This window comes from Actinomycetospora atypica (assembly GCF_042653685.1).
In the GTDB taxonomy this organism is placed as follows: domain Bacteria; phylum Actinomycetota; class Actinomycetes; order Mycobacteriales; family Pseudonocardiaceae; genus Actinomycetospora; species Actinomycetospora atypica.
The window spans coordinates 15,479-38,410 of record NZ_JBHSIV010000026.1; the positions used below are offsets into that span (position 1 = coordinate 15,479).

Consider the following 22,932-nt stretch of genomic DNA (forward strand, 5'->3'; position numbering starts at 1 on the left):
GCGCGGGGGGCGCCCGGGACCGTCGTCGGCGGTCAGACCTCCGGGGCCTCCGGCTCGACGGCGTCGTCGCGGTCGGCCCACTCCAGCAGCGGGGCGATGTCGAACACGGCCTCGTCGATGCCCGCGTGCAGGTCGCCCAGCGCGGCGTAGCGCGCGGGCATCGTCGCGATGGTGAAGTCGCCCGGCTCGGCGTCGGGGATCTCGTCCCAGGTCACGGGCGCCGAGACGATCGCGAGCGGCGTCCCGCGCACCGAGTAGGCGCTGGCGATGGTGTGGTCGCGGGTGTTCTGGTTGTAGTCGACGAACACCGTGTCCGGCTCGCGGTCCTTGCGCCACCACGCGGTGGTGACCAGCGACGGCGCGCGCCGTTCGACCTCGCGCGCGAAGGCCCAGGCGGCGCGGCGGACCTCGCCGAACGAGTGCTCGGGGCGGATGCGCACGTAGACGTGCAGCCCCCTGCCCCCGGAGGTCTTCGGGAAGCCGACCGCGCCGAGCTCGTCGAGCACCTCGTGCACCACCCCGGCGACCCGGCGGACCGTCGAGAAGTCGACGCCCGGCATGGGGTCGAGGTCGATGCGCCACTCGTCGGGGGACTCGACGTCGGCCCTGCGCGAGTTCCAGGGGTGGAACTCGACGGTCGACATCTGCACGGCCCACACGACGTCGGCGATCGAGGAGACGCACAGCTCGTCGGCGGTGCGGTTGTAGCGGGGGAAGTGCACCCGCACCGTGGGCACCCAGTCGGGCGCGCCCTTGGGCAGGCGCTTCTGGTGCACCTTGTCGCCGTCGGTGCCGGTGGGGAAGCGGTGCATCATGCACGGCCGGTCGCGCAGCGCGGTGACGATCCCGTCGCCGACGGCGAGGTAGTAGTGCGCGAGGTCCAGTTTCGTTTCGCCCCGCGCGGAGAAGTACACCCTGCCCGGGTTGGTCAGGCGGACGACGTGGCCGTCCACCTCGATCTCGGCCGCTTCCGCCACCAGGGCACGCTATCGAAAGGGTCCACACATGACGCGCCGGATCGTCGTGATCGGGGGCGACGCCACCGGGATGAGCGCCGCCAGCACCGCCCTCCGTCACAGCGACGGCGAGCTCGAGGTCGTCGTCCTGGAGCGCGGGCACTACACCTCCTACTCCGCCTGCGGGATCCCGTACTGGATCGCGGGGGACGTCGCCGAGCGCGACGAGCTCATCGCTCGCTCGCCCGAGGAGCACCGCGAGGCCGGCATCGACGTGCGGATGCGCACCGAGGCCACCGCGATCGACCTCGAGCGGCAGGTCGTGTCCTTTCGGGCGGTCGACGGTGACGGCGAGGACGGCGAGCTCGGCTACGACGACCTGGTCCTCGCGACCGGCGCCGTGCCGGTGGTCCCGCCGCTCGACGGGGTCGACGCCGAGGGCATCCACGGCGTGCAGTCCCTGGAGCAGGGCGAGCAGATCGTCAAGGACCTCGACGGCTCCTCCGCGCGCCGCGCGGTCGTCGTCGGGGCGGGCTACATCGGCGTCGAGATGGCCGAGGCGATGCTGTCGCGCGGGCTCGAGGTCACGATCCTCGACCAGGCGCCCGAGCCGTTCACCCAGATCGACCCCGACATGGGCGCCCTCGTGCGCACCGCCATGGAGGACATGGGCATCACGGTGCTGACCGGGACCGCGGTCGAGGGCTTCGACACCGGCGAGGACGGCCGGGTCGCCTCGGTGCGCACCGCGGACGGCGCGATCGCGGCCGACATCGTCGTGCTGGGACTCGGCGTGAAGCCGAACGTGGAGCTCGGGAAGGACGCCGGGCTGCAGGTCGGGCAGTCGGGCGGCTACGTCACCGACGTCCGCATGCGCTGCGTCGGCCACGAGAACGTCTGGGCCGGCGGCGACTGCGTCGAGGTGCACCACCGGCTCTCCGGCCAGGGCGTCGCGATCGCGCTCGGCACCCACGCCAACAAGCACGGCCGGATCATCGGCACGAACCTCTCCGGCGGCTACGGGGCCTTCCCGGGCGTCCTCGGCACCGCCATCTCCAAGGTCTGCTCGCTGGAGATCGGCCGGACGGGGCTGGGGGAGTCCGAGGCCCGCGCGGCCGGCTTCGGCTACGTCACGACGACGATCGAGTCGACGAACGTCGCGGGCTACTTCCCGGGTGCCGAGATGATGACGGTGAAGCTGATCGTCGAGCAGCGTTCCGGGCGCCTGCTCGGGGCGCAGATCGTGGGCCGGGCGAACTCCGGCAAGCGGATCGACGTGTTCGCCACCGCGATCTGGAACCACATGGGCGTCGAGGAGATGACGTTCATGGACCTCTCCTACGCCCCGCCGTTCTCCCCGACGTGGGACGCCGTCCTCGTGGCCGCCCGGCAGGGCGTCAAGGCCGTCGAGGACGACATCCCGCGCTCGCCCGCATAGGGCGGCCCGGCGGGCGTCAGCGGTTCAGCGTCGCCCGCCAGGCCCCGAGGCCGGAGTACCGCGGCTGCCACCCGAGACGCTCCTGGGCCCGGGTGGTGTCCATGACGGCGGGCACGGTCCCGGCCTGCACCCACTGCAGCGCCGGGGGCAGCGGCAGCGCCGACACCGCGCGGGCGGGCCACTCGAGGGCGCCCTCGGGCAGGGGCAGGGCCAGCGCCCCGGCCTCCCGGGCGAGGTCGACGAGCGTCAGCACGTCGGCCGCGGCGATGTTGTAGGCCCCGGGCGGGCCGGCGCCGACGATGCACCGCACCAGCGCGTCGCCGACGTCGTCGTGGTGGACGAGCTGGAGGCGCAGCGCCGGCACCGGGAGCGGCACGGGCACGCGGAGCCGGCCGCGGCGCAGCGCGATCGCGCCCAGCGCCCGCCCGATCGGCTCGAGCGGCCCGGGCAGGACCGCCTTCGCCCCGATCGCGTGCGGGCCGGCGACGCCCGACGGCCGCAGGACGTAGACCTCCACCTCGGGGTGCTGCGCCGCCTCGGCGGCCAGGCGCTCCTCGGTCTCGGCCTTCTCGCGGGCGTAGAAGAAGCGGTCGGTGGGCCGCAGGGGCTGGTCCTCGTCCATCCCGATCGGGTTGTCGGGGCGGAACCCGTAGGCCGCCAGGGACGAGACGTGCACGAACCGGCGGGCCCCGGCGGCGACGGCCTCGCGGAAGACGTTGACGCTGCCCTCGACGTTGATCGCGTGGTGCCGCGTCGCGTCCCGGGTCCCGATGATCGTCGAGGCGAGGTGGACCACGACGTCGGCGCCGGCGAACGCCTCGCGCAGCGCCGGCGGGTCCTGCACGTCGCCGCGGCGGTACTCCACCCCGTCCTGGGGCGCGTGGTCGTCGGGGGCACCCCCGCGCGAGACGCCGACGACCCGCACCACGCGGCGGTCCCCGGCGAGCAGCGGGAGCACGCTGCGGCCGAGCGTCCCGGTGGGGCCGGTGACGGCGACGGTCAGACCTTCATCCATACGGCGAGCTACCCGTTCGCCGATCCGGGCGAACGGGTAGCTCGTTCCATGACCAACGCGGAGGACACCGGCGGCTGGACCGAGATCGCGGAACCGGCGCCCGGCGAGGTGCGCCGGGTCGGCCCGTACGCGGTCGGCGTCAGCCGGGGCGAGCCGTTCGCCGTGGGCCGGCGCTGCCGCCACAACCTGGCCGACCTCTCCGACGGGCACATCGACGCCGACGGCTGCCTCGTCTGCCCGTGGCACCAGGCGCGCTACGACGTGCGCGACGGCCGCATGGTGGACGGCCCGCGCGGCCTCGCCTTCTACCACGGGCCGACGCCGGGCTACACCCAGCTCGTCCGGGTGCTCGCCCGGTTCGTCCCGCTCTCGGTCGGTCGCGCCGTCCGCCGCGGGCGGGCCCTGCTGGTCCGCTGACGATGCCGTCCCCCGAGGTCGACCGGATGGTCGACGCCACGGCCGGGCGGGTGGCCGGGCCCGCGTTCGGGCTCGGCTCCTTCCTGCGCCGCGCCCGCGTGTTCCACCCGCGGGGCCGGTCCTTCACCGCGCGCGTGCGGTGCGCGGGCGACCCCCGGCTCGTCGGGACGGTGCTCGGCCGGGCGGGGGTCCACGAGGGCACGGTCCGCCTCTCGCGCGGCGCCGGCCTGCCCGAGCCGCTGCCCGACCTCCTGGGCCTGGCCCTGCGCCTGGACCTCGCCGAGGGGCCGCAGGACCTCCTGCTGATCTCCTCGGCGCCCGCCCCGGTCGCCCGCCACGCGCTGCTGCCCGCGCGCGACTACGGCGGCACGCACTACTCGTCCATCACGACCTTCGGCGTCGGGACCACCACGGTCGTCCTCGGGGCGGTCCCGGTGCACTCCGGCCCGCGCCTCGAGCGCCTGCAGGAGGTGTCGGAGGCGGTCGACGCCGGCCGGCTGGGCCTCACGCTGCTCGTGGCCGAGCCGTTCGGCGGGTGGGCCCCGGTGGCCGACGTCGAGCTGACCGGCCCGGTGCCCGACGGCCCGGGGGAGCGCGTGCGCTACACCCCGTTCCACCACGCAGGCGGGATCGAGCCCACGGGCGCGGTCAACGCCCTGCGGCGACGGGCCTACGCCGACAGCCAGCGCGGGCGGCCGTCCTGACGACGGCCCGGGGGCCGGGAGGCGTCAGCGGCGCCACGAGGTACGGGCGCGGATGATCGAGCCGAGCGACAGCGAGAAGAACGCGACGGCAGTGATCACCAGCCAGATGTCCTCCTGGCGGCCCACGTGGTTGCCCCAGAGCATGATCAGGCAGACGGCGGCGACGAGGAAGCCGGCGAGCCGGGCGACCTTCGGGTAGTGGCCGTGCCAGCCCCAGGCGACCGAGGGCTCGTCGTCGGAGGACACGCCGTTGACGACGACGGCCTTGTGGGCGTCGCCCTTCGCCACCTCGCCGTGCGCCTGACGGGCCGGGGTCGTGCTCGCCACGGGTCCTCCTGGTCGAATCGGTCCTGGCCGTCAACCTATCGGTCGGCGGCCGTCCCGGCGATCCGTGGGGGACGGGTCACTGCCGCGCCGCCCGCGACCCGCCAGGATGGGCGGTGATGAGCACCAGCCGCCGGGTCGTCGTCCTCGGCTCCACGGGATCGATCGGCACGCAGGCGCTCGACCTCGTGCGCGCCCACCCCGACCGGTTCACCGTCACCGGCCTCGCCGCCGGCGGCGGTCGTCCGGAACTGCTGGCCGCCCAGGCCGCGGAGTTCCGGGTCCCGACGATCGCCGTGGCCGAGCCCGGTGCCCGGGCGGCGGTCGAGGAGGCGCTGCGCGCCGCCGGCGCGTCGGCCGAGGTGCTGGTCGGCGACGGCGCCATGACCGACCTCGCGGGCTCGGCCGGGCGCGGCGACGTGGTGCTCAACGCCGTCGACGGCTCGCGCGGGCTCGCCCCGACGCTGGCCGCCCTGCGCGTCGGCGCGACGCTCGCGCTCGCCAACAAGGAGTCGCTGGTGGCGGGCGGGCCACTGGTGACCCGCGCCGCGACCCCCGGCCAGATCCTCCCGGTCGACTCCGAGCACTCGGCGATCGCGCAGTGCCTGCGCTCGGGCACCGCGGGGGAGGTCGACCGCATCGTCCTGACGGCGAGCGGCGGCCCGTTCCGCGGCCGCTCGCGCGCCGAGCTCGCGGAGGTCACGCTCGACGACGCGCTGGCCCACCCCACCTGGGCCATGGGCCCGGTGGTCACCCTCAACTCGTCGACCCTGGTCAACAAGGGACTCGAGCTCATCGAGGCCCACCTGCTCTTCGCGGTGCCCTACGACCGCATCGACGTGGTGGTCCACCCGCAGTCGATGGTCCACTCGATGGTCACGTTCACCGACGGCGCGACGATCGCCCAGGCGAGCCCGCCCGACATGCACCTGCCGATCGGCCTGGCGCTGGCCTTCCCCGAGCGGCTGCCCGGCGCGTCGACGCGCGAGACCTTCTCGGCCGCGCAGGCGTGGACGTTCGAGCCGCTCGACGCGACGGCCTTCCCGGCGGTCGACCTGGCCCGGGCGGCGGGCTCGGCGGGCGGCTGCCTGCCGGCGGTGCTGAACGCGGCCAACGAGGAGGCCGTGCACGGGTTCCTCGCCGGGCGCGGGACGTGGCTGGGGATCGTCGACACCGTCGCGGAGGTGCTGTCGTCGGCCACCGAGTGGTCGGGGGACCCGCGCGACGTCGCCGACGTCCACGCGGCCGAGCAGTGGGCGCGCACCCGGGCCGGGGAGCTGCTGGACCGCTCGGCGGTGTGACCCGCACGTCCACGGACGGGGGAGCGGAGAGGGCCCTACGGCGACGTCACCGGGGCCCTCGTTACCGTGACGCCTCGTGATGCTCGTCCTCGGGATCGTGCTCTTCGCGCTGGGTCTGATGTTCTCCATCGCCTGGCACGAGCTCGGCCACTTCCTCGCCGCGCGCCGGTTCGGCGTCCGCGTGCCCGAGTTCATGGTGGGCTTCGGGCCGACGATCTTCTCGCGGCAGCGCGGCGAGACCTCCTTCGGGATCAAGGCCGTGCCGCTGGGCGGCTACATCCGCATGATCGGGATGATCCCGCCCGCGCCGGGCCAGCGCATCGGGCGCAGCCGGCGCTCGGGGCCGTTCCAGGGCCTGATCGACGACGTCCGCGCCGACTCGGTCAAGGACTTCCGGCCCGGGGACGAGGACCGGCAGTTCTGGACCCGCAAGCCGTGGCAGCGCATCGTCGTGATGTTCGCCGGGCCGTTCATGAACCTGATCCTCGCCGCGGTGCTGTTCCTGATCGTGCTCGTGGGCTTCGGCATCCCCACCGCCCAGCCCGTCGTGCAGTCGGTGAGCAAGTGCGTCGTCCCCGCCTCGCAGGCGACGACCACCACCGACTGCCCGCCCGGCGCGCCGCCGACCCCGGCGGCCCAGGCCGGCTTCCAGGCCGGCGACCGCATCGTCAGCTTCGACGGCCGCTCCTACGACTCGTGGGAGGACATGCAGCTCGCGATCCGCGCCTCGTCGGGGACCGTGCCGGTGGTCGTCGAACGGCCGGAGCCGAACGGGGCCGCGCGGACCCTCACGCTCTACCCGCAGCTCATCGAGACCCAGCTGCTCGACCTCGACGCCGCGCGCACCTCGGGCGAGCCGCGCTACGTCTCCGGCTCGTTCCTCGGCCTGAGCCCGATCCAGCCGGTGACGCGCCAGACCCCGGAGCAGGTGGCCGGCTACGTCGGCGAGATGGCGCAGCGGGCCGTGACGAGCATCCTCGCGCTGCCCTCGAAGGTCCCCGCCCTGTTCGGCGCGGTGTTCCTCGGTGAGCAGCGCGACGTCAACGGGCCCGTCAGCGTGGTCGGCGTGTCGGTCCTCGGCGGCGAGGTGCTGGCCTCGAACAACGCGGTCGCCTCCGAGATCGCGACGATGCTGCAGCTGCTCGCCGCGGTGAACGTGTCGCTGTTCCTGCTCAACCTGCTGCCGATCCTGCCGCTCGACGGCGGGCACATCCTCCCGGCGCTGTGGGAGGGGGCGAAGAAGCGGATCGCCCGGCTGCGGGGCCGCCCCGACCCCGGGCCGGTCGACATGGCCAAGCTGATGCCGATCGCCTACGGCTTCGCGATCGTGATCATGCTCTACGGCGGGCTCGTGATCCTCGCCGACATCGTCAACCCCATCAAGCTGAACCTCTGACGAAGCCCCTGCTCCACGGGCCCTTCCCGACGAGCCGCGGCTCACGCCGCCGGTGGCGGCATCGTCGGGACGGCTCGGGCAGACTGGTGTCATGACGATCGACCTGGGCATGCCGGAGGCTCCCGCGGTGCTGGCACCGCGGCGCAAGACCCGTCAGCTCGACGTCGGCGGGGTCGGGGTCGGCAGCGACCACCCGGTCTCGGTGCAGTCGATGACGACCACGCTGACGTCCGACGTCAACGCCACCCTCCAGCAGATCGCCGAGCTCACCGCGGCGGGCTGCGACATCGTGCGCGTGGCCGTGCCCTCGGCCGACGACGCCGAGGCGCTGCCCGCGATCGCGCGGAAGTCCAACATCCCGGTGATCGCGGACATCCACTTCCAGCCGAAGTACGTGTTCGCCGCGATCGACGCCGGCTGTGCCGCGGTGCGCGTGAACCCGGGCAACATCAAGAAGTTCGACGACAAGGTCGGCGAGATCGCGCGCGCCGCGAAGGACTCGGGCACCCCGATCCGCATCGGCGTCAACGCCGGCTCGCTCGAGCCGTCGATCATGGCCAAGTACGGCAAGGCGACGCCCGAGGCGCTCGTCGAGTCGGCGCTGTGGGAGGCGTCGCTGTTCGCCGAGCACGACTTCCACGACATCAAGATCTCGGTCAAGCACCACGACGTCGTGACGATGGTCCGCGCCTACGAGCTCCTCGCCGAGCAGTGCGACTACCCGCTGCACCTCGGCGTCACCGAGGCCGGCCCCATCTTCCAGGGGACGATCAAGTCGGCGACCGCCTTCGGCGCGCTGCTCTCCCGCGGCATCGGCGACACCATCCGCGTCTCGCTGTCCGCGCCGCCCATCGAGGAGGTGCGGGTGGGCCTGTCGATCCTCGAGTCGCTCAACCTGCGCCCGCGCAAGCTCGAGATCGTGTCGTGCCCCTCGTGCGGGCGCGCGCAGGTCGACGTCTACAAGCTCGCCGACGAGGTGACCGCCGGGCTCGAGGGCATGGAGGTCCCGCTGCGCGTGGCCGTCATGGGCTGCGTGGTGAACGGGCCGGGCGAGGCGCGCGACGCCGACCTCGGCGTGGCCTCCGGCAACGGCAAGGGCCAGATCTTCGTCAAGGGCGAGGTCATCAAGACCGTGCCCGAGGCGCAGATCGTCGAGACCCTCATCGAGGAGGCCATGCGCCTCGCCGAGGAGGCCGGCTCCGCCGAGGAGCTCGCCGGCGGCGTCGCGGGCGGGGCGCCGACGGTCACGGTGGGGTGAGCACCTGTGAGCACTGATCCGTGTCCAGGCACGGATCAGTGCTCACGGGCACGATGTGCACATGGGCACCTTCGACGACCTCGACGCCTTCGTCTCCGCCCGCCGCCAGGCCGGCCTCGCGCTCTCGCCGGACGGGTCGCGGCTCGTGACCACGGTGTCCGAGCTGTCCCCGGACGCCACGAAGTACGTCACCTCGATCTGGGACGTCGACCCGACGGGGGAGGCCCCGGCCCGGCGGCTGACGCGCTCGTCCAGCGGGGAGTCCGCCGCGGCGTTCGCGCCCGACGGCGACCTGTACTTCACCTCGGCGCGCCCCGACCCGGGCGCCACCGAGGGTGAGGGCGAGCCCGCCGCCCTGTGGGTGCTGCCCCGCCACGGCGGCGAGTCGCGGCAGGTCCTGACCGCCGGCGACGGCGTCGCCGCGTTCCAGGTGGCACGCGACTCGGGGGACGTCGTGGTGATGACGACGGTGCCGGTCGGTCCGGCGCCGGAGAAGCCGGACGTCGATGGTCCGGCTCCGCTGCGCTCCGCGTCCGGAGACGGTGAGGACCTTCCCGACGATGCCGCGGGCGCGCTGCGGGCGGCGCGGAAGAAGGCGGGGGTGTCGGCCCGGCTGCACGAGCGCTACCCGGTGCGGTTCTGGGACCACGATCTCGGGCCCGGCCGCCCGCAGATCCGGGTGCACGACCCGCTGGCCGCCGACCGGCTGGCCGCGGCGGTCGTCGTGCACGACCCCGCCGAGCTCGGCCAGCGGCTGCGCGAGCACGCCATCAGCCCCGACGGCACCACGCTCGCCGTCGCGGTCGACGTCCGCGACCCCGAGGACCCGGCGGCGGTGCGGGTGCGGCTGGAGCTGCGGGGACCGGACGGCACCGAGGTCGTCGCGGACGAGCCCGGCGTCGACCACGAGCGCCCGACGATCACCCCCGACGGGCGCTGGCTGCTCTGGATCCGGGAGCGGCACGCCCGCCCCGGCGCCGCGCCCGCCCACACGCTGATGGCCCGCCCGGTCGCGGGCGGCGACGTCGTCACCGTCCTGGGGGAGGGGCGCCTGACGATCACCTCGGTCACCGGCGCCGCCGACCCCGACCTCGTCCTCGTCACCGCCGACGAGCAGGGGCACGGCCCGGTGTTCCGCGTGGCGATCACGACGGGCGAGGTCCTGCGGCTGACGCGGTCCGGGGCCTACACCGACGTCGTCCCGAGCCCCGAGGGCGGCGCGCTCTACGCGCTGCGCTCGGCGCCCGACTCGCCGCCGACCCCGGTGCGCCTCGACCCCTACGCGCCCGACCAGGACCCGGCCGTGCTGCGCGGGCCGACCGAGATCGACGACCTCCCGGGCACGCTCACCGAGGTCACCGCGACCGCGGAGGACGGGACGCCGCTGCGGGCGTGGCTGGCGCTGCCCGCCGGCGAGGGGCCCGCGCCGCTGCTGCTGTGGGTGCACGGCGGCCCCTTCGCCAGCTGGAACGCCTGGACCTGGCGGTGGAACCCGTGGGTGGCCACGGCGCGCGGCTACGCGGTCCTGCTGCCCGACCCCCGGCTCTCGACCGGCTACGGCCAGGAGTTCATGGACGTCTCGACCGGGGCCTGGGGCGGGCTGCCCTACACCGACCTCATGACGATCACCGACGCGACGCTCGAGCGCTCCGACGTCGACGAGACCCGGGTGGCCGCCATGGGCGGCTCGTTCGGCGGCTACATGGCCAACTGGATCGCCGGGCACACCGACCGCTTCGCCGCGATCGTCACGCACGCGAGCATCTGGCACCTCGACGGCTTCGTCGGGACCACCGACGGCTCGTACCACTGGACGCGCCAGTGGGGCGACCCGATCGACGACCGCGACCGGTACGACGAGCACTCCCCGCACCGCTGGGCCTCGTCGATCACGACGCCGATGCTCGTGATCCACGGCGACAAGGATTACCGCGTGCCGATCGGCGAGGGCCTGCGGCTCTGGTACGACCTGCAGCGCCACGGGGTCGAGTCGCAGTTCCTGTACTTCCCCGACGAGAACCACTGGGTGCTCAAGCCGGGCGACGCGAAGCTCTGGTACTCGACGGTGTTCGCGTTCCTCGCCCACCACGTGCTCGGTGAGGAGTGGGTGCGCCCCGAGCTGGTCTAGGCACGCCGGCGGGTCGGGGGCGACGTCCTGGTGAACGCGGACACGACCGCGGTGACGGCCCGGCGCCGGCCCGCCTCGTCGCGTGCCGTCCGCCCCGCGCCCGCCACCTGGTCGAACGCCAGCCCGTCGAGGCAGGCGACCAGGTCGACGGCGGCGGATTCCGGGTCGGCGACCCCCAGGCGCGCCAGCGACCCGGCGACGGCTGCCCGCACCCGGGCGCCGGCCGCCACCAGGGCCGCCTCCAGCTCGGGGCGCCGGGTCGACTCCAGCGAGAGCTCCAGGCGGGCCAGCAGGCGGGGTCGGTCGGGCCCGACGACGCGCTCGAGGTGCGCGCACGCCCGGTCGACGAGGGTGGCCACCGGGGCCTCGGGCCCGGGTGCCGCGGCGGTCCGGTCGACGACGTCGGTCGCCAGCCGGTCGACGCACGCCTGCAGCAGCGCGGCGCGGGTGCGGAAGTAGTAGGAGCTCGTCCCCTCGGGCAGGCCCGCCGCCGCGTCGACCGCGCGGTGGGTCAGCCCCCGGGTCCCCGCGGTCGCGATCACGTCGATCGCGGCGTCGGCGAGCAGGTCACGGCGCTCCACGGCCTCCCCCTTCCCCGGCGTCCTCTACAGCCGTAGAGTACCGATCCACTACAGGTGTAGAGGACGGTAGGGGTCATGGGACGGGCGATCGTGGTGGGAGCGGGACTCGGCGGGCTGGCGGCGGCGATCGCGCTGGAGCGGCGGGGGTGGGAGGTCACGGTCCTCGAGCGCCGGGCCGAACCGGGCGAGGTCGGGGCCGGGATCGCGTTGTGGCCCAACGGGCTGGCCGCCCTCGACGAGCTCGGGCTCGGCGCGGCGGTGCGGGCGGAGGGCACCGTCGAGGGCGACGGCGGCATCCGGGACGCGCGCGGCCGATGGCTCACCCGCACCGACGCGGCGACGCTGCGCCGCCGGCTCGGCGACGGCATCGTCGTGCTCGACCGGCCGGTCCTGCACGGGCGGCTGGCCGCGGCCGCCCCCACCGTCGAGACGGACGCCGCGGTCCGGGCCGTCGAGCCCGGGGACGACGCCACCCCGGCCGTCGTGCACGACGTCCGCGGCCGCACCTGGACCGCCGACCTGGTCGTCGCCGCGGACGGCCTGCGCAGCACGGTGCGGGGCGCGCTCCGGCCGCCGGCGGTGCCGCGGCCCACGGGCCGGACCGCGTTCCGCCTGGTCGCCGACCACGACCTCGGGTCGGGCGGCGAGACCTGGGGGCACGGCGACCTCGTCGGGCTCGCCCCGCTGCCGGGCGGGCGGACCTACCTGTGGGCGGTCGTCCGGACCGGCGACGTGCCGTCACAGGCGCTCGCGGACCCCGAACCCGCGCTCGCGTGGCTGCGGACCCGCTTCGCCGCCTGGCACCGGCCGATCCCGGCGGTGCTCGACGCGGCCGGGGACGTCGCGATCCACCCGCTCGCGGACCTGGCGCCGCTGCCCTCGTGGCACCACGGGCGGGTCGCGCTGCTCGGTGACGCCGCGCACGCGATGACCCCGAACCTCGGTCAGGGCGCGAGCCAGGCGTTCCTCGATGCCGTGGTGCTCGCCGAGGAAGCCGGAGCCGACGGGAGCGGGCTCGCCCGCTACGAGGCGCGCCGCGCACCGACCGCCCGGCTGCTGGCCCGCCGGTCCCGCCGCGCCGGCCAGGTCGCCGGGTGGCGCTCCCTCGTCGCGGTCGCGCTGCGCGACGCCCTCCTCGCCGCCCTTCCCGACGATGCCGCTCCCGCCGCCCTCGGCCGGCTCCTCGCCGCCGAGCGGGTGGCCCTCCCGGCGGGAGCGGTCCGATGAGCGTCCACGTCGTCGTCGGCGCGAGCGGTGGGATCGGGCGCGCGGTGTGCGCGGACCTGGCCCGCCGAGGCCTGCCCGTCCGCGCGGTCTCGCGACGCGACCCGGGCGTGCCGGGCGCCGAGAACGTCGCGGCGGACGCCACCGACCCGGTCGCGATGTCCCGGGTGTGCGACGGGGCGGTCGCGGTCCACCACTGCGTGAACCCGCCGTTCGCCACCTGGCGGTCGGCCTTCCCCGAGGCCACCCGCGTCCTGCTCGCCGCGGCCGGGAAGGCCGGCGCCCGCCTCGTGTTCGCCGACGACACCTGGATGTACGGGCGGGTCGACGGCCCGATGCGGGAGGACACGCCGGCCCGCCCCGTGTCGGAGAAGGGGGTGCTGCGGGCGTGGCTGGCCGAGATGGTGCTCGCGGCCCACGCGCGGGGCGAGGTCGAGACCGTGATCGGGCGGGCTCCCGAGCTGTGGGGCCCGGGCGTGGAGTCGTTGCTCGGCGCGACCCTGTTCGCGGCCGCGTCCCGGGGTGGCACCGCCCGGTGGCCGGGCGACCCGGACCTGCCGATGACGGCGGGCTACGCCCCGGACGTCGGGGCCGCCCTGGTCGACCTGGCCCTCGCCCCCGCGTCCGCGACGGGCCGCGTGTGGCACACGCCGGTGCCGCCGCCGAGCACGGGGCGGGAGTTCGTCGGGCGCCTCGCCGCCGCCGCGGGCCGTCCGGTGCGGTGCGGTCGGATCACCCCGCCCCTGGTGGCGGCGCTGCGCCTCGTGTCTCCCGTCGCCCGGGAGGGCGCCGAGCTGCTCTACCAGTTCGAGCAGCCGTTCCTGGTCGACGACGCCGACTTCCGCGCCGCCTTCCCGACCACCGCCACCGGCTGGGACGACGGCATCGCGGCGACGCTCGCCTGGTACCGGGCCGACCCGGAACGGACCCGGCGGCGGCTGGTGCCGGTGTGACCTCGGGACCCGGAACGTCAGGTGTCGAGCCAGCCCGCGGTGTCGAGCGGGGCCGCGGTCTCGGCCGTCAGGAGCCGGAGCGCCTTCTCGAACTCCCGCATCGTGGGGTCGCCGACCCGCTCGGCCCGTTGCGCACGCAGCCGTTCGAGGATCTCGGCCGAGAGGCGGAGGACCTCCCGGCCGCGGGCGGTGGGAACGACGGCCTTGCGTCGCGCATCGGCGGGGTCGGGCTCCCGCGCGGCGTAGTCGAGCGAGACCAACGCGTCGACCGTCTTGCCCGCTGCCTGCTTGGAGACGCCCAGTCGCCCGGCGAGCTCGCTCGCCGAGGTCCCCTGCGGTCCGATCGCCTGCAGCGCGAACCCGTGGACAGGCCGGACCTCGGGGTGGCCGAGCCGTGCCAGCTCGGCGTGCAGATCGTCGATCAGGGAGCGGAAGCCGCCGATGAGCCGCAGGGCGAGCTCTCCGCCGGTCATGGGCCCCGCTGGGTCACTTGGCATGACGGTCAACCTCGTTTACTGTATGGACAACCCGGTTTACCATATCCCAGGAGGTCGCCGTGACCGTGATCCACCACCAGGACGCCCGGAGGACCGAGACCCCCAACGCCGTGATGACCACCTTCGCCTCACCCACCCAGGGCGGCAGCGACCAGGCCCTCTGGCAGGTCGAGATGGCCGCCGACGCGCGGGGTCCGGTGCACGACATGGACGCCGAGCAGGTCTGGACCGTGGTCGAGGGGTCGGGCCGCGTGGTCGTGGGCGACGAGGAGTGGGCGCTCGGCGTCGGGGACACCGCCGTCCTCGACGCCGGGACCACCCGTCAGATCGTCGCCGGCCCGACCGGCCTCGTCGCCATCGTGGCGGGGCGGGGTGGCGCGATCGCGAGTGGTCCCGGGCGGGACCCGGTGGTGCCACCGTGGATCTCCTGACGGGCATCGGAGGGCCCCGTCCGCCGAGGGGCAGGCCGAGCGCCGACGGGCGGACGCCCGCGCGCCGAGGTCCCCGTCCCCCTTCCCGTCCGCAGGAGTCGCCGTGACCGTGCTCGTCACCGGCGCGACCGGAACCCTGGGTCGTGTCCTGGTGCCACGCCTGCCCGCGGTCCGCGCCATGTCCCGCCGCCCGGGGCCCGACCGCGTGGCGGCCGACCTGTCCACCGGCGTCGGCCTGGCGGAAGCGTGCCGCGGCGCCGACACGATCGTCCACCTCGCCTCCGCTCGCCGGGGGGACGCCGCCGCGCTCGGCCGGCTCGTGGGGGCCGCCGGACCCGGGACCCACCTGATCCTCGTCTCGATCGTGGGCGTCGACCGGATCCCGCTCGCCTACTACCGTGAGAAGGTCCGTTCGGAGCGGCTCCTCGAGGCCTCCGGTCTGCCGTGGACGGTCGTGCGGGCGACACAGTTCCCGGAGCTGCTCGACGGGCTCTTCACCCGTCTCGCCCGCACCGGGCTCCTGCCGGTGCTCGGCGGGACCTCCTTCCAACCGGTGGCGCCCGCCGACGTCGCGGAGCGCCTCGTGGCCCTCGTCGCCTCCGGACCCGCCGGCCGCGTGCCCGACCTGGGCGGCCCGGACGTCCTCCCGATGGACGATCTCGCCCGGACCTGGCTGCGGGTCACGGGCAGGCGCCGGACCGTGGTCCCGGTCCGGGTACCGGGGGCGCTCGCCCGGGCCTTCCGGGACGGCCACCACCTCGCCCCGCAGCACGCCGACGGACACGTGGGCTTCGAGGAGGCACTCATGTGCCTGCATCCTGCGGGTCGGCAGTCGTGAGGGCCGTCGTCCGGGCGTGCCTGGCCGTGCCCGCGGTGACCCAGCTCCTCGTCGGGACCTGGGCCCTGCTCGCCCCGGCCTCGTTCTTCGCCGATTTCCCGGGCGGTGGGCGGGCGTGGGTGGCCTCCCTGCCGCCCTACAACGAGCACCTCGTGCGCGACGTCGGCGCGCTCGGCCTCGCCCTGGGCGTGGTCCTCGTCGCCGCCCTGGTGCGCCCGACCCGCGGCACGGTGACCCTCGCGGCGGGTGCGTTCCTCGTCCACACCGTGCCGCACCTCGTCTTCCACCAGCACCACCTGGAGGGGATGGGGGCGCCGGACGCGGTCGCCCAGCAGGGCGGCTTCGTCGCGCAGGTCCTCCTGACGGTGCTCGCCGTCGTCGTCACCCACCGTCGGGCCTACCCGACGGAGCGCGGTCCGGGGCAGGATCGCCGCTCCGGACGGAGCCAGGACGACGCGGTGGCGGCACGACCATGAACCGGCCCCCGGGGCTCGCGATCGACGTGCTCGGGTCGATCGAGGCCGGCGTGGACGGCCGGTCCGTGGCGCTGCGCGGCCGACAGCCGCGCCGCGTGCTCGCGGCCCTCGCGGCGGCGTCGCCCGCTCCCGTGGGCGCGGAGACGCTGCTCGCGCAGGCCTGGGCCGACGGCCGCGCCCCGACGGTCACGACGATGCACGCCGTCGTCTCCCGGCTGCGCGCCGCCCTCGAGCCGGACCGCCCGGCCGGGGCCGGGTCCGGCGTGCTCGTCCGCCGGGGCACCGGCTACGTCCTCCTGCTGTCCCCGGGCGCGCTGGACGCCGACCGGTTCGCGGATCTCGTCCGGCGCGGACGGGCCGCCCGGTGCGCCGGCCGGGCGGAGGAGGCCGTCGACCTCCTGGAGGCCGCCCTGGCCCTCTGGCGCGGACCGGCCTACTCCGACGCGGACGACATGGCGGTGGTCCGTCCCGAGGCGGTCCGGCTCGGCGAGCTGCGGACGGCCGCGTCCGAGGAACTCCTGGGCGCTCTCGTCGACGTCGGGCGGGCCGGGGACGCCGCCGCCCGCGGGTGGGCCCACGTCGAGGAGCACCCGCTCCGCGAGCACGGGTGGGAGCTCCTCGTCACCGCCCTGGCGCGCGACGACCGGCAGGCGGACGCGCTCGCGGCCCTGCGGACGGTGCGGGAACGTCTCGCCGAGGAGCTCGGCATCGACCCCGGTCCGCGGCTGGTCGCCCTCGAAGGTGCGGTCCTCCGTCAGGAGCTGCGCCAGGACGAGGCCCGGCCCGAGCCCCCCGGGGTGGCCCCTCGTGCGATGTCGGTGCCGCTCGGGGAGGCGGCCGGACTCGTCGGGCGCGCCGCGGAGGTCGCGGGGTGCCTGGCGGCGCTGCGCGAGGCGCGGACGGTCACCGTCACCGGACCCGGCGGCGTCGGGAAGACCGCGGTCGCGGCCGAGGTGGCGCGGGCCGCGCGCAGCGGGGAGACGGTGTGGGTCGAGCTCGGCGAGGTCGAGGACCCGGCCTGGGTGGTGCCCACCGTCGCCTCGGCGCTCGGCCTCGCCGGTGCCGTGCAGGACGCCGAGGGTCTCGCCGCCGTGCTCGCCGCCCGCACCGACCTCCTCCTGGCCCTCGACAACGCCGAGCACGTCGTCGACGAGACCGCCCGCCTCGTGCGGGCCCTGGTCCGCCGGTGCGCGGGCGTCCGGGTCCTGGCGACGAGCCGCACCGTCCTCGAGGTCCCCGGCGAGGTCGTCCGCGAGCTCGCCCCCCTCGACGGCGACGACGCCGTCGCGCTGTTCCTGCGCCGCGCCCGCGCGGTCCGGCCCGGGTGGGTCCCGCAGGAGGACGAGCTCCTCGGGGTGCGCCGGGTGTGCGACCTGGTCGACGGACTCCCGCTCGCCCTCGAGCTCGCGGCCTCGCGGCTGCGGATGCTCTCCCCGGACGAGCTGCGGCGGCGGCTCGGTCGCGAGGGGGAGGCGGAGCCGCAGGACGAGGTGCCCGACCTGGCTGTGCTGGGCGGCGGTCCCGCGACCGCTCCTGCGCACCAGCGGGGCCTGTCCGGGGCGATCGCCTGGAGCCTCCGCGACCTCGACGACCACGGTCGCGACCTGCTCGTCCGACTCGCCGTGATCGCGGGCCCCTTCACCCTCGAGGAGGCGTCCGCGGTCGGCGACGAGTCGCCCGCCACCGTCCTCGACACGACGGCCGCACTCGTGCGCCGGTCCCTCCTCGGCGTCCGGCGCGATACTTCCGGCACGCGGCTGCGGATGCTCGCCACCGTCAAGGCCCACGCCCTGGAGATCGCCGACCCCCGGGAGCTGCTCGGTGCCCGGGAGCGCCACCTGCACCACGTCCTCGACCGGACGAGGTCCACCGCCCGGCGGTTGCGCGGACCCGACGCGGGGGAGGCCCTCGCACGGCTGCGTTGCGACCGGCCCGAGCACCGGTCGGCGCTGCGACACGCCCTGACCCGCGACGACCGCGAGCCGGCCCTCGCCCTGGCCGGCGAACTCGGCTGGTTCTGGTACCGATCCGGCGCGGTCGCCGAGGGCTGCAGCGCCTGTCGGGCCGCGCTCGGGCCGACGACGGCGGCCGACCTCGCCGTCGCCCGGGTCCGGGCCGTGTCCGGGCGGTTGGCCTACCTCGCCGGGGACGGGGCGACGGCGGAGACGGAGCTCCGGGCCGCCGCGGCGACGGCCGAGGCCGTCGGCGCGGACGTCGAGGTGGTCCACGCCTCGCTGTGGGCCTTGCACGTCGCGGCACTGCGCGGAACCGGTGACCGTCGGTCCGTGGCGGACCTCGTGGACCGGGCCTCGGCGCTGCGCGTCGACTGGGTCCTCGCCGAGGCCCTGATGGCGGGTGGGATGGCGTCCCGCGCCCTCGGGTTCGGCGACCCGACGGCGCTGCTCCAGGAGGCGGTGGCGGTCGCCCGGCGATGTGGATACGCGTGGGCGGCCGTCTCGAGCACGTGGGCCCTGATGAAGACCGCGGTCGACCGGGACGACCTCGACGCCGCGCTCGCTGCGGCGGACGCGATGCAGGAGCCCCTGGAGCGGGACGGTGACGTCACGTCCTGGCTCGTGCTGATCCACACCACCGCGGCGGTCCTGGCCCGCGTCGGGCACCGCGAGGTGGCGACGGTGCTCGCCGGTGCCGTCGACGGGCTCGGCGCGCGGGTCGGCTTCGACCCCGAGCTGATGGACCCGCGGGACGGCCCGGCGGAGGCGGCGGCGGTCCGGGGGGCCGGCTTCGAACCCCCGGACGCGCGTCGTCACCGAGAGCTGGGTGCCTCGCTCTCGCGCGCCGAGGTCGGTGCGCTGCTCGCCGACGCCGTGGCCCGGGCGCGTTCCTGACGACGGCCGAGCGCCGCTGCCAGCCCCACGCCGGCGAGGCAGACGACGAGGCCGACCAGGGCCGGCGCCAGCATCGCCGCGGCCCCCCGCGTCCCGGTCAGCCCCCAGGCGAGCTTCCCGCCGGCCATCACCACGAGCAGGACAGCCCCCAGCAGCGGCGAGCGGCGCCAGAACGCCGCGCAGTAGGCGACGACCAGCGTGACGACCACCAGCACCCCGAGCAGGTCCGCGGGGCCCCAGGCCGACGCGAACCACGCCCGCTCGTAGGCGATGAACTCGGCGATCCGCGGATCGACGACGTCGGGGGCGGGGAACCACGCCATGCTCGTCGCCAGTGCCAGGAGGGTGACGACGATGCCGGTCGGGCTGCGGCGCCACGCGGCGGCGGCGAGCGGCAGCAGGAAGAGCGGTCGGACGTACCAGCTCCAGGGGTTCTGGTGCCGCGCCCACGCCGGCTCCAGCCACGCCGACCACGTGTCCGCCGCGGGGAGCGCCACGAGCGCGCTCACCGGACCGACCCCGCGGGGTCCCAGCGCCGGGCCGGGGCGAAGACGTCGTCCGGGTCCGCCGTCGCCTGCACGGCGGCGAGCCGGGCGAGGAGGTCGGGACCCATCGCCGTGGCGATCCGCGCCGACGACGCGGTCCCGCGCCCGGCGAAGGACGGCAGCGCCCCGCCGCCGGACCAGGGGGCCAGGGCCTCGAGCACCGCGTCGACCGCGGCGGTCCCGACCTCCGGCGGGAGGCCGGGCACGGGCGCGGCGATCGCGTGGATCCCGGCGGCCGAACGCCGGCCGCGGACCGCGTCGAAGGGCACGTCCCCGCGGGGGGCGTCCAGGGCGCCGCCGAGCAGGCGCACCTCGACCAGGGCGAGCGGCAGCCCACGCTGCGGCGCGGCCACCCGGAGCAGGGCCTCCGCGGTCTCGGGGGCGAGCCGGTCGAGCAGCATGCCCGCCTCGGTCACCGGCATCGGCCCGGTCGGGTCCTGGTGCACGGCATCGAGCGCAGTCACCGGGAGGACCCCGACGGAGTCGAGCAGCGGGCACGCCGCGGCCCGCAGGGGCGCGAGCAGCGCCTGCGCCGCCTCCGGGTCGGCCACGCGCCGGGCCTCGTCGTCGAGGGCGTCGCCCACGTGCACGACCCGGACGTGGACCAGGGCGCGCCCGCGCAGGACCTCGGGCAGGGCCGGGTCCGGAGGGAGGTTCACCCGCGCGATCGAGGTGGTGAGGGTGTCGGGTAGATCCCGGGTCCACGCCTGCCATGCGGCGAGGACAGCGCCTGCATCCGCGGCGTCGAACCACAGGCCCCCGGCGGTCACGGTCCGTACGGCGACCAGCTCGATCTCCACCGCGGTGATGACGCCGTGGGCGAGCCCGCCGCCGCGCAGCGCGGCGAACCAGTCGGCGCCGTGGGTCGCATCGAGGCGGACGGACGTGCCGTTCGCGTCGACGAGCTCGACGGCGAGGACGCGGTCGGCGGCGGCCCCGAAGGTGCGGACCATCGGTCCGAAACCGCCCCCGAGGAGGTAGCCGACGACGCCCACCCCACTGGACGAGCCTCCCAGGGCGGCCAGGCCGTGGGGGGCGCACGCCTCGACGACGTCGCGCCACCGGGCGCCGCCACCGATGCGGGCGACGCGCCCGACGGGGTCGACCACGACCTCGTCGAGGGCCTCCGTGCGCAGCAGCACGGTGCCCGGGCCTCCGGGGGGAGCGCCGTGGCCGGTGCCGACCACCGCGACGCGGAGGCCGTCGGCGCGGGCCGCCCGGACGACCTCGGCCACCTCGTCGGCGTCGCGGGGCAGGGCCACGACGTCGGGTCGGTGCTCCACGGAGAGGTCGAAGCCGGAGACGGCGGCCTCCCAGCCGGGGTCGCCGGGGAGCAGGGTCGTGCTGCTGTGGGTGTGCGTCGTCGAGGTCATGGATGCCTCCGGGTCGCGGGTGTCTCGGACGCGCTCAGCCCACCGCCGGGTGCTTGCCCAGGCCTTGCCGTCCCCTTGCCGCACCAGCGACCGGTCGGCCCGTCGGGGCGTCCTCGTGACCGCCCCCGATCGCGCCCGTCGCGCGCGGCCCCGGCCACCCGTCGAGGTTCTCAGGGTCGCCACGGCAGGACCCGACCGTGGCGGACGAGCTCGCCGTAGTGGGCCGGGTCGACGGGGCCGAGTGCCAGGTCGAGCACCGCGACCGCGGCCTCGTCCGGGCTCGGTGCCCCGCTGACGTCCCACCACAGCCCGGACGTCGGCGTGTTGATCATCTCGGGGCAGACCGCGGCGAGCAGGACGCCCCGGCGCCCGTCCTCGTGGCGGCGGGACGCGGCGAGGGCCCGGACCGCGGCGACCTGCCCGATCTTGGAGGGGATGTTGACGAACCCGGGCCAGTCCCCGGCGCGGGCGCTGCCGTCGGCGACCGCGTCGCGCCAGGCCGCGACCTGCGCGTCGACCTCGTCGAGCGTCGTCGCGCGGTCGAAGCGTTCGTGCAGGACGGGCGCGAGGTGGTGCAGCGTCCCCAGGGAGCTGGCCACGACGAGGAGCCGCCCCCCGTCCGGCAGGCGCGGCGCGAAGGCGCGCAGCAGCCGGGTGGTCCCGAAGTTGTTGATCTCGGAGTAGTCGCCGACGATCTCCCGGGGGTCGTCGTCGGGGCCGACGCGCATGACGGCGTTGCCGACGACGACGTCGACGGCCCCGTGGCGCTCGACGAGCCGGGCCGCGAGCGTCTCCGGCGCCTCGGGGTCGGCGACGTCGAGGAGCTCGCCGCGGACGTGGGCCCGCCCCGCGGGCAGGGCGGCGACGGCGTCCCGGACCCTCCCGGGGTCGCGGCCGGTCAGGTAGACGGTGTCGTCGGGCGTCATCCGCGCGGCCAGCCCGGCGACGAGCGCCAGCCCGAGCCCCTGGGTGGCTCCCGTGACGAGGGCGATCCTGCTCATGACGCTCACGCTAGGAACCGCGCAGGCATTCGACCAACGCAGGTTCGGAACTCCTGGTATGCACTGTCGTCATGGCTCTGGACTCCGCCTCGCTGACGGCGCTCCGGGTCTTCCGCGAGGTGGTCGACCGGGGCACGCTCACCGCGGCGGCCGCGGCGCTCGGGTACACCCAGTCGGCCGTCTCGCGCCAGATCACCGGGCTGGAACGCGCCGCCGGGACGGCGCTGCTGGAGCGGCACCGGACCGGGGTCCGGCCGACGGCCGCGGGCCGGCTCGTGGCGCGACGCGCCGCCGCCGTGGTCGACCAGCTCGACGCGGGCACCCGCGAGCTGGACGGGCTGCCGGACGAGCACGCGGTGGTGCGCCTGGGCTGGTTCGCCACCGCCGGCGCCGTGCTGGTGCCCCGGGCGCTGCAGGCGCTGGCCCGGACGAGTCCGGGCATCGTCGTCGTCACCCGGGAGGGCTACACGAGCGCCCTGGTGCGGGCGCTGCGGTCGGGGACGATCGACCTCGCCGTGCTCGCGCAGGTGCCACCGTACCGCCCGCCCGACGCCGAGTCGCCGCCGATCGCGACGACCGTGCTCACCCAGGGCGCGCTGCGGGTCGCGGTGCCCGCCGACGATCCGCTCGCCCACCTCGCCGTCGTCGACGTCGACGACCTGCGGGGCCGCGCCTGGATCGGGGGGCCCGAGGGCAGCGGCGCCATGGGCGTCTGGCCGGGGCTCGACGACCGCCCGAGGGTCGCGCACGTCGCACGCGACTGGCTCGCGAAGCTGGCCCTGGTCGCCGGCGGGCAGGGGATCACGACGGTGCCCGCCGGCCTCGTCGGGACGCTCCCGGCGGGGGTCGTCGCGCTCCCGGTCCGCGGCGGCCCGGTCGAGGACCGTCGCGTGGTGCTCGGCCGCGCCCCCGGGGCCGACGGTCCCGCCGTCGACCGGGTCGCCGCCGCACTGCAGGAGACGGCGACGACGCCGTGACTCGCGACGTCCTGTGCCCATCGGGTGCGACGCCACGCAGGTGGTCGTGGCTCCCGGAGGACGGTGCCGCGGGGTGTCGGTGAACGCTCGGGTGGCCGAGCGCACTCCAGGACCGGCACGGTGCTGGAACGAAGCGTCCTCCTGCGGCGATAGTCCCGGCGGCGGTACCGCTGCCCTTCGCGAGTCGCGTCCTCACCGAACCGGGAGTCAGGCACCTTGACGACAACCATGGACGACGCGCTCGGGCAGG

At 76.0% G+C, this 22,932-nt stretch carries 22 protein-coding genes; 14 read left to right on the top strand and 8 right to left on the bottom strand.

Going from position 1 to position 22,932, the window contains the following annotated elements; all coding sequences use genetic code 11:
- Positions 1 to 32: 32 nt before the first annotated feature.
- Entirely contained in the window at positions 33 to 980 is a 948-nt protein-coding gene (gene ligD / locus ACFPBZ_RS21030; protein WP_378038135.1) for a non-homologous end-joining DNA ligase, read from the bottom strand.
- A gap of 25 nt (positions 981 to 1,005) precedes the next feature.
- On the opposite strand from ligD, the gene ACFPBZ_RS21035 reads away from it, so the two are divergent.
- Positions 1,006 to 2,394: an FAD-dependent oxidoreductase gene (locus ACFPBZ_RS21035; RefSeq protein ID WP_378038062.1), complete on the top strand. Its 1,389-nt coding sequence runs from the start codon at positions 1,006 to 1,008 to the stop codon at positions 2,392 to 2,394.
- 16 nt (positions 2,395 to 2,410) lie between these two features.
- Here the strand turns inward: ACFPBZ_RS21035 and ACFPBZ_RS21040 are convergent, their stop codons facing one another.
- Positions 2,411 to 3,409 carry an NAD-dependent epimerase/dehydratase family protein gene (locus ACFPBZ_RS21040; RefSeq protein WP_378038063.1) on the bottom strand — a complete coding sequence of 333 codons (999 nt, stop codon included), beginning with the start codon at positions 3,407 to 3,409 and terminating at the stop codon, positions 2,411 to 2,413.
- Positions 3,410 to 3,457: 48 nt separating this feature from the next.
- Here ACFPBZ_RS21040 and ACFPBZ_RS21045 point away from each other — a divergent pair, with 48 nt between their 5' ends.
- Positions 3,458 to 3,826 (top strand): Rieske (2Fe-2S) protein, encoded by a 369-nt coding sequence (locus ACFPBZ_RS21045; RefSeq protein WP_378038064.1) that lies wholly within the window; start codon positions 3,458 to 3,460, stop codon positions 3,824 to 3,826.
- A gap of 2 nt (positions 3,827 to 3,828) precedes the next feature.
- Positions 3,829 to 4,530, top strand: a complete 702-nt coding sequence (locus ACFPBZ_RS21050; RefSeq protein WP_378038065.1) for a hypothetical protein — start codon at positions 3,829 to 3,831, stop codon at positions 4,528 to 4,530.
- Positions 4,531 to 4,554: 24 nt separating this feature from the next.
- Here ACFPBZ_RS21050 and ACFPBZ_RS21055 read toward each other — a convergent pair whose 3' ends face one another.
- Positions 4,555 to 4,857, bottom strand: a complete 303-nt coding sequence (locus ACFPBZ_RS21055; protein WP_378038066.1) for a DUF2631 domain-containing protein — start codon at positions 4,855 to 4,857, stop codon at positions 4,555 to 4,557.
- A gap of 116 nt (positions 4,858 to 4,973) precedes the next feature.
- Here ACFPBZ_RS21055 and dxr point away from each other — a divergent pair, with 116 nt between their 5' ends.
- The 4 genes from dxr to ACFPBZ_RS21075 all read left to right on the top strand — a co-directional run bounded on the left by dxr (position 4,974) and on the right by ACFPBZ_RS21075 (position 10,937).
- Positions 4,974 to 6,155 carry a 1-deoxy-D-xylulose-5-phosphate reductoisomerase gene (dxr, locus tag ACFPBZ_RS21060; RefSeq protein ID WP_378038067.1) on the top strand — a complete coding sequence of 394 codons (1,182 nt, stop codon included), beginning with the start codon at positions 4,974 to 4,976 and terminating at the stop codon, positions 6,153 to 6,155.
- 79 nt (positions 6,156 to 6,234) lie between these two features.
- The gene (locus ACFPBZ_RS21065) at positions 6,235 to 7,551 is read left to right on the top strand and encodes a M50 family metallopeptidase (protein ID WP_378038136.1); all 1,317 of its coding nucleotides are present in this window, start codon (positions 6,235 to 6,237) and stop codon (positions 7,549 to 7,551) included.
- 91 nt (positions 7,552 to 7,642) lie between these two features.
- A complete protein-coding gene (gene ispG, locus ACFPBZ_RS21070) occupies positions 7,643 to 8,809 on the top strand; it encodes a flavodoxin-dependent (E)-4-hydroxy-3-methylbut-2-enyl-diphosphate synthase (RefSeq protein ID WP_378038068.1) in 1,167 nt (388 codons plus the stop codon).
- A 61-nt stretch (positions 8,810 to 8,870) separates the two neighbouring features.
- Complete coding sequence (locus ACFPBZ_RS21075) at positions 8,871 to 10,937, top strand: prolyl oligopeptidase family serine peptidase (protein ID WP_378038069.1); 2,067 nt, start codon at positions 8,871 to 8,873, stop codon at positions 10,935 to 10,937.
- On the opposite strand, the gene ACFPBZ_RS21080 is transcribed toward ACFPBZ_RS21075, so the two are convergent.
- On the bottom strand, positions 10,934 to 11,518 hold the full coding sequence (locus ACFPBZ_RS21080; protein WP_378038070.1) for a TetR/AcrR family transcriptional regulator: 585 nt from the start codon (positions 11,516 to 11,518) through the stop codon (positions 10,934 to 10,936). The genes ACFPBZ_RS21075 and ACFPBZ_RS21080 overlap by 4 nt on opposite strands.
- A 75-nt stretch (positions 11,519 to 11,593) precedes the next feature.
- On the opposite strand from ACFPBZ_RS21080, the gene ACFPBZ_RS21085 reads away from it, so the two are divergent.
- Positions 11,594 to 12,745 (top strand): FAD-dependent oxidoreductase, encoded by a 1,152-nt coding sequence (locus tag ACFPBZ_RS21085; RefSeq protein ID WP_378038071.1) that lies wholly within the window; start codon positions 11,594 to 11,596, stop codon positions 12,743 to 12,745.
- Positions 12,742 to 13,695: an NAD-dependent epimerase/dehydratase family protein gene (locus tag ACFPBZ_RS21090; protein WP_378038072.1), complete on the top strand. Its 954-nt coding sequence runs from the start codon at positions 12,742 to 12,744 to the stop codon at positions 13,693 to 13,695. Before ACFPBZ_RS21085 ends, ACFPBZ_RS21090 begins: the two co-directional genes overlap by 4 nt.
- 17 nt (positions 13,696 to 13,712) lie before the next feature.
- Here ACFPBZ_RS21090 and ACFPBZ_RS21095 read toward each other — a convergent pair whose 3' ends face one another.
- On the bottom strand, positions 13,713 to 14,168 hold the full coding sequence (locus ACFPBZ_RS21095) for a MarR family winged helix-turn-helix transcriptional regulator (RefSeq protein WP_378038073.1): 456 nt from the start codon (positions 14,166 to 14,168) through the stop codon (positions 13,713 to 13,715).
- Between the two features lie 83 nt (positions 14,169 to 14,251).
- On the opposite strand from ACFPBZ_RS21095, the gene ACFPBZ_RS21100 reads away from it, so the two are divergent.
- From ACFPBZ_RS21100 to ACFPBZ_RS21115, 4 genes are all read left to right on the top strand, one after another.
- The gene (locus tag ACFPBZ_RS21100) at positions 14,252 to 14,623 is read left to right on the top strand and encodes a cupin domain-containing protein (protein ID WP_378038074.1); all 372 of its coding nucleotides are present in this window, start codon (positions 14,252 to 14,254) and stop codon (positions 14,621 to 14,623) included.
- A 103-nt stretch (positions 14,624 to 14,726) separates the two neighbouring features.
- Positions 14,727 to 15,461, top strand: a complete 735-nt coding sequence (locus tag ACFPBZ_RS21105; RefSeq protein WP_378038075.1) for an SDR family oxidoreductase — start codon at positions 14,727 to 14,729, stop codon at positions 15,459 to 15,461.
- On the top strand, positions 15,458 to 15,937 hold the full coding sequence (locus ACFPBZ_RS21110; protein ID WP_378038076.1) for a hypothetical protein: 480 nt from the start codon (positions 15,458 to 15,460) through the stop codon (positions 15,935 to 15,937). Before ACFPBZ_RS21105 ends, ACFPBZ_RS21110 begins: the two co-directional genes overlap by 4 nt.
- Positions 15,934 to 18,786 carry an ATP-binding protein gene (locus ACFPBZ_RS21115; RefSeq protein ID WP_378038077.1) on the top strand — a complete coding sequence of 951 codons (2,853 nt, stop codon included), beginning with the start codon at positions 15,934 to 15,936 and terminating at the stop codon, positions 18,784 to 18,786. The genes ACFPBZ_RS21110 and ACFPBZ_RS21115 overlap by 4 nt, the downstream gene beginning before the upstream one ends.
- On the opposite strand, the gene ACFPBZ_RS21120 is transcribed toward ACFPBZ_RS21115, so the two are convergent.
- From ACFPBZ_RS21120 to ACFPBZ_RS21130, 3 genes are all read right to left on the bottom strand, one after another.
- Positions 18,705 to 19,295: a hypothetical protein gene (locus tag ACFPBZ_RS21120; protein ID WP_378038078.1), complete on the bottom strand. Its 591-nt coding sequence runs from the start codon at positions 19,293 to 19,295 to the stop codon at positions 18,705 to 18,707. The genes ACFPBZ_RS21115 and ACFPBZ_RS21120 overlap by 82 nt on opposite strands.
- Positions 19,292 to 20,704 (bottom strand): FAD-binding oxidoreductase, encoded by a 1,413-nt coding sequence (locus ACFPBZ_RS21125; RefSeq protein ID WP_378038079.1) that lies wholly within the window; start codon positions 20,702 to 20,704, stop codon positions 19,292 to 19,294. The genes ACFPBZ_RS21120 and ACFPBZ_RS21125 overlap by 4 nt, the downstream gene beginning before the upstream one ends.
- Positions 20,705 to 20,874: 170 nt before the next feature.
- Entirely contained in the window at positions 20,875 to 21,705 is an 831-nt protein-coding gene (locus ACFPBZ_RS21130) for an SDR family NAD(P)-dependent oxidoreductase (protein ID WP_378038080.1), read from the bottom strand.
- A gap of 71 nt (positions 21,706 to 21,776) precedes the next feature.
- Between ACFPBZ_RS21130 and ACFPBZ_RS21135 the strand changes: the two genes are divergently transcribed.
- Entirely contained in the window at positions 21,777 to 22,682 is a 906-nt protein-coding gene (locus ACFPBZ_RS21135) for a LysR family transcriptional regulator (protein ID WP_378038081.1), read from the top strand.
- Positions 22,683 to 22,932 lie beyond the last annotated feature (250 nt).

What these genes read in the sequence shown, in the direction of transcription:
- ACFPBZ_RS21035 (WP_378038062.1), top strand. Translation starts at nt 1,006, where the DNA reads ATGACGCGCCGGATCGTCGTGATCGGGGGCGACGCCACCGGGATGAGC.
- ACFPBZ_RS21040 (WP_378038063.1), bottom strand. Translation starts at nt 3,409, where the DNA reads ATGGATGAAGGTCTGACCGTCGCCGTCACCGGCCCCACCGGGACGCTC.
- ACFPBZ_RS21045 (WP_378038064.1), top strand. Translation starts at nt 3,458, where the DNA reads ATGACCAACGCGGAGGACACCGGCGGCTGGACCGAGATCGCGGAACCG.
- ACFPBZ_RS21050 (WP_378038065.1), top strand. Translation starts at nt 3,829, where the DNA reads ATGCCGTCCCCCGAGGTCGACCGGATGGTCGACGCCACGGCCGGGCGG.
- dxr (WP_378038067.1), top strand. Translation starts at nt 4,974, where the DNA reads ATGAGCACCAGCCGCCGGGTCGTCGTCCTCGGCTCCACGGGATCGATC.
- ACFPBZ_RS21065 (WP_378038136.1), top strand. Translation starts at nt 6,235, where the DNA reads ATGCTCGTCCTCGGGATCGTGCTCTTCGCGCTGGGTCTGATGTTCTCC.
- ispG (WP_378038068.1), top strand. Translation starts at nt 7,643, where the DNA reads ATGACGATCGACCTGGGCATGCCGGAGGCTCCCGCGGTGCTGGCACCG.
- ACFPBZ_RS21075 (WP_378038069.1), top strand. Translation starts at nt 8,871, where the DNA reads ATGGGCACCTTCGACGACCTCGACGCCTTCGTCTCCGCCCGCCGCCAG.
- ACFPBZ_RS21085 (WP_378038071.1), top strand. Translation starts at nt 11,594, where the DNA reads ATGGGACGGGCGATCGTGGTGGGAGCGGGACTCGGCGGGCTGGCGGCG.
- ACFPBZ_RS21090 (WP_378038072.1), top strand. Translation starts at nt 12,742, where the DNA reads ATGAGCGTCCACGTCGTCGTCGGCGCGAGCGGTGGGATCGGGCGCGCG.
- ACFPBZ_RS21095 (WP_378038073.1), bottom strand. Translation starts at nt 14,168, where the DNA reads ATGACCGGCGGAGAGCTCGCCCTGCGGCTCATCGGCGGCTTCCGCTCC.
- ACFPBZ_RS21115 (WP_378038077.1), top strand. Translation starts at nt 15,934, where the DNA reads ATGAACCGGCCCCCGGGGCTCGCGATCGACGTGCTCGGGTCGATCGAG.
- ACFPBZ_RS21125 (WP_378038079.1), bottom strand. Translation starts at nt 20,704, where the DNA reads ATGACCTCGACGACGCACACCCACAGCAGCACGACCCTGCTCCCCGGC.
- ACFPBZ_RS21130 (WP_378038080.1), bottom strand. Translation starts at nt 21,705, where the DNA reads ATGAGCAGGATCGCCCTCGTCACGGGAGCCACCCAGGGGCTCGGGCTG.
- ACFPBZ_RS21135 (WP_378038081.1), top strand. Translation starts at nt 21,777, where the DNA reads ATGGCTCTGGACTCCGCCTCGCTGACGGCGCTCCGGGTCTTCCGCGAG.